At 40.5% G+C, this 13011-nt stretch carries 11 protein-coding genes and 2 tRNA genes; 8 read left to right on the top strand and 5 right to left on the bottom strand.

Annotated elements, in window-relative coordinates; translation table 11 throughout:
• The first annotated feature begins 17 nt into the window (after positions 1-17).
• The 4 genes from radA (at position 18) to obgE (ending at position 3412) form a co-directional block, all read left to right on the top strand.
• Positions 18-1385: a DNA repair protein RadA gene (gene radA / locus OLM34_RS02880; RefSeq protein ID WP_264405103.1), complete on the top strand. Its 1368-nt coding sequence runs from the start codon at positions 18-20 to the stop codon at positions 1383-1385.
• 59 nt (positions 1386-1444) lie between these two features.
• Positions 1445-1515: transfer RNA gene (locus tag OLM34_RS02875), tRNA-Cys, on the top strand.
• A gap of 155 nt (positions 1516-1670) precedes the next feature.
• On the top strand, positions 1671-2258 hold the full coding sequence (locus OLM34_RS02870; protein WP_264405102.1) for an adenylate kinase: 588 nt from the start codon (positions 1671-1673) through the stop codon (positions 2256-2258).
• Positions 2255-3412 (top strand): GTPase ObgE, encoded by a 1158-nt coding sequence (gene obgE, locus OLM34_RS02865; RefSeq protein WP_264405101.1) that lies wholly within the window; start codon positions 2255-2257, stop codon positions 3410-3412. Before OLM34_RS02870 ends, obgE begins: the two co-directional genes overlap by 4 nt.
• A gap of 97 nt (positions 3413-3509) precedes the next feature.
• On the opposite strand, the gene OLM34_RS02860 is transcribed toward obgE, so the two are convergent.
• From OLM34_RS02860 to OLM34_RS02845, 4 genes are all read right to left on the bottom strand, one after another.
• The gene (locus tag OLM34_RS02860) at positions 3510-4085 is read right to left on the bottom strand and encodes a superoxide dismutase (protein ID WP_264405099.1); all 576 of its coding nucleotides are present in this window, start codon (positions 4083-4085) and stop codon (positions 3510-3512) included.
• Between the two features lie 288 nt (positions 4086-4373).
• A complete protein-coding gene (gene ftsH / locus OLM34_RS02855; protein WP_264405097.1) occupies positions 4374-6503 on the bottom strand; it encodes an ATP-dependent zinc metalloprotease FtsH in 2130 nt (709 codons plus the stop codon).
• Positions 6504-6564: 61 nt separating this feature from the next.
• Positions 6565-6924, bottom strand: coding sequence for a ribosome silencing factor (rsfS, locus tag OLM34_RS02850; RefSeq protein WP_264405096.1), 360 nt, complete (start codon positions 6922-6924; stop codon positions 6565-6567).
• A gap of 172 nt (positions 6925-7096) precedes the next feature.
• Positions 7097-8368 (bottom strand): 3-keto-disaccharide hydrolase, encoded by a 1272-nt coding sequence (locus OLM34_RS02845; protein WP_413777179.1) that lies wholly within the window; start codon positions 8366-8368, stop codon positions 7097-7099.
• Between the two features lie 189 nt (positions 8369-8557).
• On the opposite strand from OLM34_RS02845, the gene ribF reads away from it, so the two are divergent.
• The gene (gene ribF, locus OLM34_RS02840; RefSeq protein WP_264405095.1) at positions 8558-9490 is read left to right on the top strand and encodes a riboflavin biosynthesis protein RibF; all 933 of its coding nucleotides are present in this window, start codon (positions 8558-8560) and stop codon (positions 9488-9490) included.
• Between the two features lie 12 nt (positions 9491-9502).
• Complete coding sequence (locus OLM34_RS02835) at positions 9503-10324, top strand: aldo/keto reductase (RefSeq protein WP_264405094.1); 822 nt, start codon at positions 9503-9505, stop codon at positions 10322-10324.
• Here the strand turns inward: OLM34_RS02835 and mltG are convergent.
• Positions 10321-11364, bottom strand: a complete 1044-nt coding sequence (gene mltG / locus OLM34_RS02830; protein ID WP_264405093.1) for an endolytic transglycosylase MltG — start codon at positions 11362-11364, stop codon at positions 10321-10323. The genes OLM34_RS02835 and mltG overlap by 4 nt on opposite strands.
• Before the next feature lie 125 nt (positions 11365-11489).
• Here mltG and OLM34_RS02825 point away from each other — a divergent pair.
• Both OLM34_RS02825 and OLM34_RS02820 read left to right on the top strand, forming a co-directional pair.
• Positions 11490-11576 (top strand) — tRNA-Ser (locus OLM34_RS02825).
• Positions 11577-11723: 147 nt separating this feature from the next.
• Positions 11724-12920, top strand: a complete 1197-nt coding sequence (locus OLM34_RS02820; RefSeq protein ID WP_264405092.1) for a pyridoxal phosphate-dependent aminotransferase — start codon at positions 11724-11726, stop codon at positions 12918-12920.
• The last annotated feature ends 91 nt before the right edge of the window (positions 12921-13011 follow it).

The following is a 13011-nucleotide window of genomic DNA, read 5'->3' as shown; positions in this document are numbered from 1 at the left end:
TTTGCGAAGAAAGAACGATGGCAAAACTCAAATCGGTTTATTTTTGCAGCAATTGCGGCAATGAATCACCCAAATGGATGGGGCGTTGTCCGGCTTGTGGCGAATGGGGAACATTCGTAGAAGAACTCGTTGGCAAAAACGATTCCTCAAACGAGGAAGATACGCGTTCTTTTTCGGGCATAAAAAGTCAGCCATTGTCTCTTGGCGAAATAAAAGCCGATGAAGAACCGCGCATTAACCTTATCGATACCGAATTGAACCGTGTGCTTGGTGGAGGACTTGTTCCTGCATCGGTGGTGTTGATAGGAGGGGAACCGGGTATCGGAAAATCTACCTTGGTACTGCAAACTCTATTAAAACTACCGCACATTCGGTCGCTCTATGTGTCGGGAGAAGAAAGTGCCAGACAAATAAAACTACGTGCGGACAGAATCGGGATACAAAACGAGAACTGCCTGGTTGTTTGCGAAACCAATCTCGATCAGATTTTTACCCATATCAAAAACACATTACCCCAATTGGTTGTCATCGACTCCATTCAAACGGTTTACAGCGATGCGCTGGAATCGTCGCCGGGAAGCATTTCTCAGGTGCGCGAATGCGCTGTTTCGATTTTGAAGTTTGCGAAACAATCGGGTATACCCGTGATGCTTATCGGACATATCACCAAAGAAGGCAACATTGCAGGACCTAAAATTCTGGAACATATTGTGGATACGGTTTTGCAGTTCGAAGGCGATCAACATTACATGTATCGCATTCTACGAAGCATAAAAAATCGCTTCGGCAGTACATCCGAAGTCGGCATATACGAAATGAACTCGTCGGGGTTGCGTGAAGTAATCAATCCATCGGAGCTACTGCTCACCCAAAACCATGAAGGATTGAGCGGCGTGAGCATCGCCGCCGCAATCGAAGGTATCCGACCTTTTTTGATCGAAACTCAGGCACTGGTAAGCACGGCGGCCTATGGTACACCCCAACGTTCATCCACCGGTTTCGATATCCGAAGAATGAACATGCTGCTGGCCGTATTGGAAAAAAGAGCGGGATTCAAACTTTCGCAAAAGGATGTTTTTCTCAATATAGCAGGCGGTCTGCGCGTAAGCGATCCCGGATTGGATTTATCGATAATCAGCGCCATTCTATCGTCAAGTCTCGATATCTCCATAGACAGAAACATTTGTTTGACAGGAGAAGTAGGGCTTTCGGGAGAAATCCGCCCCGTTAACCGCATTGAACAACGCATCCTTGAAGCGGAGAAACTCGGCTTTTCCTCCATCCTCATCCCGGCACATAATCTGAAAGGTTTTACTGCAATAACAGCGATAAAGATTGAAACGGTACGAAAAGTTGAAGAAGCTTTCAAACGTCTCTTTGCATAAAATATATCCGTTGTTTTATTAAATCGGGAAAATGTATTATCTTTGTAGCCACTTTACTCGGTACCTTGACCGAGTGGCTAGGTAGCGGTCTGCAAAACCGTTTACGGCGGTTCGAATCCGCCAGGTACCTCTCGAACAAGAAAAAAACGGCACTCAAAAGTGCCGTTTTTATTTATCAAACAACAAAATCGCCATTGTTTCAATCGTTATTCACCAAAAAAAAAGAAACGAATGACGTATATTTGTGATGAAAGAAATATAAACATACTAATTAAAAAGCAAACTATGTTGAACATTGTTATTTTTGGAGCACCCGGTTCGGGAAAAGGCACACAAAGCAATTATTTGAAAGAAAAATACGGACTGAAACACATCTCGACGGGAGATTTGTTAAGAGCTGAGATAGCAGAAAAGAGCGAATTAGGAAAAATGGCCGAAAATTATATCGTTAAAGGCCAATTAGTTCCCGACGAAGTAGTCATTGGCATGTTGGAAGAGACCATCAAAAAAAATCCGGATGCTAAAGGGTTTATTTTTGACGGATTCCCTCGAACGCTGGCTCAGGGAGAGGCTCTTGATAAAATACTGAAAAAATACGGACAAGAAATATCCATTGTCATCAGCCTTGAGGTTGACGATGAAGAGCTCATTGACCGACTTCTCAAACGAGGAGAACTAATGGGCCGTTCTGACGATAACCGCGAAACCATTGAATCGCGATTGAAAGTTTATTATAACCAAACTGCTCCTTTAAAGGAATTCTACGCCAAACAAGGAAAGCTGGTAGAGATTAAAGGGAAAGGCTCTATTGAAGAGATTTTTGCTTCCATTGTACAAGCAGTCGACAATATTATTGCAAAGAAAAAAGAATGACGGAATCCAATTTTGTTGATTATGTGAAAATATTTTGTCGCTCAGGGAAAGGTGGCAGTGGGTCTGTCCATTTCCACAGGGCAAAATATTTGCCAAAAGGTGGACCTGACGGGGGCGATGGCGGGGATGGTGGAAATATTATCCTGCGCGGAAACCGCAATTGTCGCACCCTGTTGCATTTACGCTATCAACGCCATTTTTTTGCCGAAAACGGCCACAGCGGATCACGTAACCAATCATCGGGTAAAAAAGGAGAAAGCAAAATCATTGAAGTGCCTTGCGGAACGGTAGTATATGATGCCGATACAGGGGAATTTTTATGCGATATATCGGAACATGGCCAAGAAGTTATTTTATTAAAAGGCGGCAGGGGCGGACAAGGAAATGCCCGATTCAAATCGGCAACCAATCAAACTCCGCGTTATGCACAACCCGGAGAACCTTCAGAGGAACGATGGGTGATCATGGAACTGAAGCTTTTGGCCGACGTAGGTTTGGTAGGTTTTCCAAACGCTGGAAAATCGACCTTGCTGTCGGTAGTTTCTGCTGCAAAACCCAAAATTGCAGATTACCCTTTCACCACGTTAGAACCAAATTTGGGAATGGTGGAATATCGAGATGGAAAATCGTTTGTAATGGCAGACATCCCCGGTATCATCGAAGGGGCAAGTAAGGGAAAAGGTCTCGGTTTGCGCTTTTTGAGACACATTGAACGCAATGCCCTGCTGCTCTTTGTTATTCCGGCCGATGCTGAAGATATACGCAAAGAATACGACACGCTGGTAAACGAACTGATCCAATACAATCCCCAATTGGCAGATAAGCGTCGTGTTTTGGCCATCTCTAAATCGGATATAGTGGACGAGGAGAAAATGAAAAAGATAGCACAAGATTTACCCGATATTCCCTATGTATTTATTTCCTCCATTACGCGTTTTGGCATCGATAAACTAAAAGATATTCTTTGGGAAACACTCGACTTCGAAGATTTTGATCCTCATGTTCTGTTAAAAGACACATTGGTTCACCGAAATTTGGATATAACATCCACCTCCCTCGATGAAGCCGAGGATACCGCAAACAACGAAAATGAAAATGATAGTAACGACAATGATTCGGGAAACACGATCAATTACTACGAAGAAGATTTTTAAATAAAGAGATACAATACAACTAAAAATAGAGACGTCGGTTTTTCGACGTCTCTATCCCCCACACATGTCCATTCTACCGGATATAAACTGCCTTCAATTAATAACGCTGACTGACAACGTCCCAGTCTATAATCTCCCATAATTCTTTCAGGTGATCTGCCCGGCGATTCTGATAGTCGAGATAATAAGCATGTTCCCAAACATCGAATCCCAAGATTGGAGTCAATCCTTTTCTTATCGGATTACCGGCATTACTTTCCTTTTCGATAGAAAGTTTGCCATTCTCGTCTTTAGCCAGCCAAACCCATCCCGAACCGAACAATGAGACTCCGGCATCATTGAATAATCCCTGAAATTTCTCGAATGATCCAAATTGTTCATCTATCGCTTCTGCCAATTTGCCTTTTGGCTTACCTCCTCCGTTTGGAGAAAACGAAGTGAAATAAAGATTATGATTCAGTACTTGACCTGCATTATTGAATATAGCCCCCTCACTCATTTTTACGATCGTTTCCAAATCGGCATTCTCAAACTCTGTTCCGACGATAAGTTTATTTAAATTATCCACATAAGCCTGATGATGTTTACCGTAATGGAATTCAATTGTTGTTTTGCTGATGACCGGCTCAAGAGCATCAGGAGCATAAGGAAGCGGTACTTTTTCGAATTTCATACTTTTACTGTTTTTAGAGTTAATATTATTACTACTTTGAGCATTTGAATTGTTGCATAAAACCATGCTCATCGCAACTAATCCTGCAAAATAGGCATATAATTTTTTCATTTTATTTGTCATTAGTCACATCCAAATATATAACGAAAAAGAGAGGCATTTTGTTCGAGCTAATTTAGATTGATTCTTATTAATAAAATCTAAAATCAATAAAAAGAAAAAATTGTCATAAAGCAACGAGGGCACCTAACGTTATATTGAGTGCCCTCGTTATTAATTTAAAAGGAATTAATTTTCATCATTAGGTGGCATATGGACTTCTTTTTTGTCATCGGATAACTCATACTCTTTTATTTCGTCTTCTTTTTTAATAGAAGAAGCTTTAGAAGCAACATCATCGTCCATTTCACTAACAGCGTTTACTTTCTGAGGTTTCGAACGGATGGTGCTATCGTCTGTTTTCGTATTCTTATTGCTTTCCAAAATCTCTTGTGAGCGCGATATCCACGGACGTTTACCAAAAATCGCTTCCAAATCTTCTGCATAGATAATCTCTCTTTCCAAAAGAATTGCAGCCAATTTGCCATGACCTTCCTTATGCTCCAAAAGAATGGCTTTAGCACGCTCATATTGTTCCGATATCAGGGCTTTTACTTCGCTATCGATCACTTTCGCCGTTTCCTCACTGTATGGTTTAGAAAAAGAATATTCCTGACCGGTAGAATCATAATAGCACAAGTTGGCTAATTTTTCACTCATACCCATATACATAATCATGGCATATGCTTGTTTTGTAACCCTCTCCAGATCATTCATTGCCCCCGATGAAATAGTTCCTGTAAACAATTCTTCTGCAGCACGACCACCCAATAATGCACACATCTCGTCGAGCATTTGTTCTTTGGTGGTAATTTGCCGTTCTTCAGGTAAATACCAAGCAGCGCCCAAGGCTTTCCCGCGCGGAACAATGGTGACTTTGACTAAGGGATTAGCATACTTTAAAAACCAGCTCAGCGTTGCATGACCGGCTTCATGAAGTGCAATGGAGCGTTTTTCATCCTGCGTGATAATTTTATTTTTCTTTTCCAATCCACCGATTATGCGATCTACCGCACTCAAAAAATCATCTTTCTGTACAAACTTTTTTTTCCTGCGTGCAGCAATCAATGCTGCTTCATTGCACACATTGGCTATATCGGCACCCGAAAAGCCGGGCGTTTGACGAGCCAAAAAATCAACATCTACCGTTTCATCAATTTTAATCGGACGAAGATGAACATTGAATATTTCCTTCCGGTCATTTAAATCGGGCAATTCAACATAGATCTGGCGATCGAAACGACCGGCACGCAACAAAGCTTTATCCAGAATATCGGCACGATTGGTTGCTGCAAGAATGATGACTCCGCTGTTAGAACTGAATCCATCCATCTCGGTTAGCAGTTGATTCAACGTATTTTCACGTTCGTCGTTTGCTCCGAAATTGACATTTTTGCCCCTAGCACGTCCTACCGCATCAATCTCGTCAATAAAAACAATGCACGGGGCTTTTTCTTTTGCCTGACGAAAGAGATCGCGCACACGCGAAGCGCCTACTCCAACAAACATTTCAACAAAATCGGACCCCGAAATGGAGAAAAAAGGAACATTAGCTTCACCGGCAACAGCCTTTGCCAACAGGGTTTTACCTGTTCCCGGAGGGCCTATCAACAATGCTCCTTTAGGGATTTTTCCACCTAAATTGGTGTAATTGTCGGGATGTTTTAGAAATTCCACTATTTCCTGAACCTCTTCCTTGGCTTCCGAAAGTCCGGCAACATCTTTGAACGTAACTTTTACTCCCGAATCTTTATCAAAAAGCTGTGCTTTAGATTTTCCTACACTGAAGATATTCCCGCCTCCACCACCTGCACCGCTTTGCATTCTTCGCATCATCCAAATCCAAAAAACGATCAATAAAATAAAAGGTAAAGCCGTAAGCAGAATTCCCCATATTTCGGATGTCGTATCAAAACGTACCTCAATATTATATCCTTTTTCCGATTTCACTTTATCGACAAATTCCGAAGCACCTTCTGCAGATGGGATGCGGACGGCAATCACCGGATTCCCTGTGGCGGCATTGGCTTTATCCCCAAAGATATAGTTTACAGATTCTTTTCTGACTTTAGCTTCCGCCATTTCTTTATTGCTGTAGATGACAATGCTTTCAATGCGATTTTCATTTATATACTGCTGAAAATCAGACCATGATACTTCTTTTACTGTAGCATTGCCCCCAAAAAAATACAATGCCAACAATGCCACAAAAACAAGGGTATAAATCCAATAAGCATTAAAAGATGATTTTGGAGGTTTATTGCCTTTATTGGGGTTTGAGGGTGATTGTCTGTTTAAATTTTTATTGCTGTTATCCATTTAAAAATTCCCAAAAAAATTAATAATGTACGAATGTAACAATTTTGAAAGAAATAAGTTTTTATTCTAAACCAGGAATATTTTTGAGAAAAGCGTCAGCCCACAAGTGATCGATATTGTAGAAAGAACGAAGCTCAGGCAAAAAAATATGCACTATAACTGTGCCGTAATCCATACCGATCCATTCTGCCCGTTGTTGTCCATGAATTCGGAGTGGCTTTTCTTTTGTATTCTTTCTTACAATTTCTTCTATAGATTCGGCAACAGCCGAAACTTGTGTAGGAGTGTTTCCTTCACAAATAACAAAATAATCGCAGATGGAACCCGCAATTCCGCTCAATTCTATAGTGGTAATGTTTTTCCCTTTTTTTCCCTGTATCCCTTCTATTATGCTTTCTAATAACCTGTTTTTTTCTTTCATTCGCTGCTTTAGTGAGTTAATAAGACAAAGATAGGTTGTTTTTTCGTAAAAAACTATCCTCTAAAAAAATAACGTTCATCGTTTTATTTTTTTAGTACAAAAAAGATGCCAAAAAAACCCGCTGAACATTTCCAGGTTAGTTCAACGGGTTTGTCAAATGAAAATTATATTGTTATAGGGTCTTCAGTTTCAAGTTTTTCCAGCGGACTTTAATACCGCCGCCATCATGTATTTGCAATGCAATACGACCTTGTCCCTTACCTATTTTTTCGTCACTCAGATCTACCATTTCTTCTCCGTTCAACCATGTTTTTACGTTGTCCCCTTGTACGCGTATGCGCAATGTATTCCATTCTCCTTCTTTCAAGATATTTTCTTTTTCGTCTGGGATCTGAACGAGCCATCCTCTCCCATACGATTCATAAATGCCACCTGTATCGTTCCCCTTGGGTGCTACTTCCACTTGCCATCCATTGATAATCTCACCTGGTTCAATAAAAGAGCGGAAAAATACACCCGAATTTCCATTGGCTTCTTGCTTGAAATCGAGCGTAAGATCAAAATCATCGTAATATTCGCGTGTTGCAAGGTAACCATATTTTTTGTCCGGGCCGCTTTCACATACCAAAACACTATCTTCAACATACCATTTCTCGGTTCCATATATCTCCCAACCATGTAAATCGACACCATTGAAAAGCACTACTTCCTTTGTTTTTCTAGGCAATTCTTTAATTTTAAGATTGCGAAACCATGCGGCCGAGCCATGATCTTGAAGGCAAATTACCCCTTTGTGGGCTAATCCGTATTCAGGAGCATCTTTCCATTTCCCACTGTTTTTCAGTTCAAACCACTTGTCTGTCCATGCTTCGAATTCCAGCACTTTTTCGCCATTGAGCCAATGTTCAACATGTCCGTTATCGAACACGATTTTCGAAGTATTCCATTCTCCGGCAGGTTTCAAATGCTTCTTTGCGGGATCGGGGATATGCATGGCATAATCGGCCGCCGTTTTTTGCCACTCTTCAAGAGGTTGGGGAAAATTTTCTTCATCGATCAACTGATATTCGGGACCTGTGATGTAGGGTACCTTAAATTTGGGATGTTCCACAACGTGATACAACATACCACTGTTCCCGCCTTGGGCTATTTTCCAATCCCATACCAACTCAAAATTTTCATAAATATCATCGGTCACGATATATCCACTTGCATCACTCCCTTTACCCAATGCCTTAATCGTTCCGTTTTCAACTGTCCAGGGAACAGTTAATGAATCGCCATTGTAATCGCGCCAACCATTCAATGTTTTGCCATCAAACAACAATTTCCATCCTTCGGCTTCTTCTGCTTTAGTCAACACATTATTTTTTTCTCCTTTTTGGCAAGAAACAAAAAATATTCCCGCCACCATTACGCAAACAAATAAAATTTTTGTTTTCATGATTCCTTCTTTTTTATATTATTTAATTAAATACGGGCAATTCATTTCATGTTTTGCAAAGATAAGGAAATATTGAATTATTCATTTATATTCCCGAAAAAATATTCCAAAAGGTTTTTCCACCTTATTTTTTAAACCAAAAAGGGGGTTCATGTGTTTATTTGAAGACAAACAAAAAGATCACTTGTTTTGGAACTTATCGATTTATCAAAAACAGAGCACATCAAACACAAGCCATTGGTTGCCACTCTCGGGTTCTTCGACGGAGTACACATAGGGCACCGACATTTAATCAATCAGGTAAAAGCGAAGGCAAAGCAATTGAATTTGCCGGCAGCAGTAATTACTTTTCCTGAACATCCACGTAAAGTTTTACAACAAGACTATCAACCGAAACTTTTGTGTGGATATGAGGAAAAACTGGAACAACTGGAAACCACAGGAATCGATTATTGTGTGAGTATGCCTTTCACTGTTGAACTTTCAGCGTTGACAGCAAAAGAATTTATGGGAAAGACACTGAAGGAAAAAATCGATGTACACACCTTGATTGTGGGGCACGATCATCGTTTTGGGCATAACAGGGAAGAAGGATTTCCAGAGTATGTGCAATATGGCAACGAATTGGGAATTAATGTTATGCAGGCAACCGAACTGCGTTTTGAAGACCATCATGTAAGCTCATCCCAGATACGTCGTTTACTGGCCGAAGGAAAAATCAAATTGGCGAATAAATTACTATCGTACAATTACAAATTTTCGGGAAAAATTATCGAAGGGTATAAGGTGGGCCGCACCATCGGTTTTCCAACAGCCAATATTCAGGCATGGGAAAAATATAAGGTAATTCCGGCATTAGGCGTTTATGCCGTTTTTGTCCGACTCGAAAATGAAATTTACAAAGGAATGTTATACATCGGTACACGGCCGACATTACAAAACGATAACGAGATCAGCATGGAGGTAAATATATTTGACTTCGAAGGAGATCTGTACAATCAATCATTGACCGTTGAATTTATCGATTTTATCCGCCCCGATCTGAAATTTGAGAACATAAAATCTCTAGTCGAACAAATAAGACACGACAAAATTACAGTAATGGAAAGACTTAACAACTAAAAAGAGAAAATTATGGAATACGCGACATTAAACAACGGAATTAAAATTCCTTATATAGGATTAGGTGTTTTTCGATTAACCGATGATAAAATTGCATACGATACAGTACGAATGGCTCTCGATGTGGGATACCGACATATTGATACAGCAATGATATACGAAAACGAAGAAGCTGTGGGAAGAGCTATCAGAGATAGTGGCGTGCCGCGTGAAGAAATTTTTTTGACTACCAAACTATGGAACGACGATATCCGGAAAAACAATGTGCAAGGTGCTTTTGAAAGCAGCCTGCAACGCCTTGGAACAGAATACGTGGACTTGTATCTTGTACATTGGCCGGTGAAAGGAAAATATGTATCGGTTTGGAAAGAAATGGAAAAAATTTATGCCGGTGGGAAAACGAGGGCTATAGGAGTCAGCAATTATCTTGAACATCATCTGGAAGAACTGCTTAAAACAGCATCGATTGTCCCGGCTGTAGATCAAATAGAGCTTCACCCTTATCTGAATCAGGAAAAATTGGTAAATTACCTACACAAAAAAAATATCGTTCCTGAAGCTTGGAGTCCTTTCTGTGCCAAGAAAAATAACTTGCTTGAAGAACCCATTCTCAAAAAAATAGCCGATAAATACAGTAAAACACCAGCACAAGTAGTACTGCGATGGGATATACAACGCGGGATCGTAGTTATCCCCAAATCATCAAATTTATTACGTCAAAAAGAAAACCTGGATATTTTTGATTTTAAACTATCGGAAGAGGATATGAAACGAATTAATTCGTTGAATAGAGATCAACGGGTGGGATCTCATCCCGACGAAATTACTTTTTAATAGATTTTTCGTTCATTTAGTGCCCGCTGATAGCGTAACGCATTGCGTACATGTTCAGAATGGGTAGATGCAAAATTATGCCTGCCCGAAAGATCCTCTTTTGCACACATAAACAGGTAACTGTGCTGCTGAGGTGAAAGAACAGCATCGATAGCTTCAATAGAAGGTATGCGAATGGGTCCCGGCGGCAATCCGGCATATTTATATGTATTATAAGGTGAATCAACCTCTAAATGTTTAAACAAAATACGCCTTAACGAAAAATCCCCAACGGCAAATTTCACCGTCGGATCGGCCTCAAGTTTCATCCCTCTTCGCAAACGATTCAAATAAAGCCCGGCTATAATAGGATATTCATCGGGATAGGTAGCTTCTTCTTCAACAATGGAAGCCAAGATGGAAACTTCTACCGGCGTCAAGCCAATCTTTTGAGCTTTAGTCTTCCGCACATCATTCCAGAAAGTGTCGTATTCGCGTTTCATTCGCAAAAGCAGTTTATCGAGACCAATATCCCAATATACTTCATACGTATTGGGAATAAACATGCATACAACCGTACCGGTATCAAAACCCAACTCTCCGACTTTTTCGGGATCATTCAAAGCAGTCATCAAAGAAATGCTATCTACCATGAGTTGTTGTGAAAGGCGGGAAGCAAGATCGGCTTTGGTGCGTATATTATTGAAAGTAACGTTTATGGGAGTTTGCATTCCTGCACGCAGAATACGGATTAACTCCATCATGGTCATGCCATTTTTAACGGCATAACAACCGGTTTTGATGTTGGACAAATACTTCATCCGCTTGGCCAACATGGTAAAAATTTTTTCAGACGGCAAATTGGCTTTTTCCTTCAATTGATAAACGATGTCTTCGAAATCTTTTCTTTCATCAATATAGATGTAAACGGTTGTATCCGGTGTAAAAGGTTTAAGAACAGTATTTCTTAAATAAAAAATAGCGCCAGCCATCAACAATACAGCAAAAGAAAAAATCCACCACGCCTTTTTGTACCGCTTTCTTTTTGAGTTCTTTTTCATTAGACCGATTTTACCATAAAAAAGGAATGCAAATGTAGGAATATTTTCATGAAAAATTTAAATATTCTTTGATAAGCTGAAAACAAACTCGTATATTTGCAAGCGATTTTGCAAATACTTCATCCGGAAGTTTGGGTGAGTGGCTGAAACCAGCAGTTTGCTAAACTGCCGTACGAGTAATCGTACCGGGGGTTCGAATCCCCCAGCTTCCGCAAATAACCGCTTTTTTGAGCGGTTATTTTGTTGATTGATATTGACAAACCTTTTTTTCTTACAAAATTCCGCAAAAAAACACACAGAAAATGAATTTTCATTATATTTGCGCAGATTATTGTTCAAAAAGTCAAAAAATACAGTTTATGAATGATTCCTTATCTTCTCGAATAACGATGCTTTCTCCGTCGGAAACATTTGCCATGTCGCAAAAAAGTAATGAGCTGAAAGCTCAGGGAATTGACGTGATCAATCTCAGTGTTGGGGAACCCGATTTCAATACCCCTGAACACATAAAAGAAGCTGCCAAAAAAGCCATCGACGATAATTTCACTTTTTATTCTCCTGTACCGGGCTACCTTGATTTGCGAAAAGCAATATGCGAAAAGCTGAAAAAAGAAAATCAGCTGGACTTCGCACCCGACCAAATCGTCTGCTCCAATGGAGCAAAACAATCCATTTGCAATGTCATATTGGCATTGATAGACAAAAATGATGAGGTAATCATTCCCGCGCCTTATTGGGTGAGCTATCCCGAAATGGTTAAACTGGCTGAAGGAAAATCGGTTTTTATTGCAGCTGACATCGAACAAAATTTTAAAATTACTCCGGAACAACTGGAAAAAGCCATTACCCCCAAGACAAAAGCGCTTATCCTGTGTTCTCCTTCAAATCCGACAGGAAGTGTTTACACTAAAAAAGAAGTCGAGAAATTGGCTGAGGTCCTAGCTGCTCATCCCCGGGTATTCATAATCTCGGACGAGATTTACGAGCATATCAATTATGTTGGGAGACACGAAAGCATCGCACAATTTGATAAAATTCGCCAACGTGTAATCATAGCAAACGGAGTATCGAAGGCTTACGCCATGACAGGGTGGCGCATCGGATGGATCGCCGCTCCCAAATGGCTGGCATCGGCTTGCAGTACATTGCAGGGGCAATATACGTCGGGACCGTCATCGATTTCCCAAAAAGCGGCCTTAAGCGCGTATACCGGTGATCAGACGTGTGTGGAAATCATGCGGCAGGCTTTTGAAAGAAGAAAAAATCTTATCGTGAACCTTCTCAATAAAATTCCGGGTTTGAAGGTTAACGATCCGATGGGTGCTTTTTATATTTTCCCGCAATGTGACAGCTATTTCGGAAAATCATATAACGGACGAATCATTGAAAATGCCTCCGATCTGGCCATGTATTTACTGGAAGAAGGGCATGTAGCCTGTGTAGGTGGTGCAGCATTTGGTGCACCCAAATGCATCCGATTATCCTATGCAACATCCGATGAAAATATAGCTAAGGCAATCGCCCGCATAAAAGAAGCATTGGCAAAACTGGCATAAAATATTCTTATCAGATTAAATCAATCGAATAGGAGGAGACTTTATTTTATTTTCCTCCTATTTCTATTTTCCGGGCTCCACGTTAATCACC

This window comes from Anaerorudis cellulosivorans, from assembly GCF_025943985.1.
Lineage (GTDB): Bacteria > Bacteroidota > Bacteroidia > Bacteroidales > Dysgonomonadaceae > Anaerorudis > Anaerorudis cellulosivorans.
The sequence above is the reverse complement of the archived record's forward strand: the minus strand, read 5'-3'. Positions and strand labels throughout refer to the sequence as shown.

Excerpts from the sequence above, each read along its gene's own strand:
- radA (WP_264405103.1), top strand. The coding sequence starts at position 18 with ATGGCAAAACTCAAATCGGTTTATTTTTGCAGCAATTGCGGCAATGAA.
- OLM34_RS02870 (WP_264405102.1), top strand. The coding sequence starts at position 1,671 with ATGTTGAACATTGTTATTTTTGGAGCACCCGGTTCGGGAAAAGGCACA.
- obgE (WP_264405101.1), top strand. The coding sequence starts at position 2,255 with ATGACGGAATCCAATTTTGTTGATTATGTGAAAATATTTTGTCGCTCA.
- OLM34_RS02860 (WP_264405099.1), bottom strand. The coding sequence starts at position 4,085 with ATGAAATTCGAAAAAGTACCGCTTCCTTATGCTCCTGATGCTCTTGAG.
- ftsH (WP_264405097.1), bottom strand. The coding sequence starts at position 6,503 with ATGGATAACAGCAATAAAAATTTAAACAGACAATCACCCTCAAACCCC.
- rsfS (WP_264405096.1), bottom strand. The coding sequence starts at position 6,924 with ATGAAAGAAAAAAACAGGTTATTAGAAAGCATAATAGAAGGGATACAG.
- OLM34_RS02845 (WP_413777179.1), bottom strand. The coding sequence starts at position 8,368 with ATGAAAACAAAAATTTTATTTGTTTGCGTAATGGTGGCGGGAATATTT.
- OLM34_RS02835 (WP_264405094.1), top strand. The coding sequence starts at position 9,503 with ATGGAATACGCGACATTAAACAACGGAATTAAAATTCCTTATATAGGA.
- mltG (WP_264405093.1), bottom strand. The coding sequence starts at position 11,364 with ATGAAAAAGAACTCAAAAAGAAAGCGGTACAAAAAGGCGTGGTGGATT.
- OLM34_RS02820 (WP_264405092.1), top strand. The coding sequence starts at position 11,724 with ATGAATGATTCCTTATCTTCTCGAATAACGATGCTTTCTCCGTCGGAA.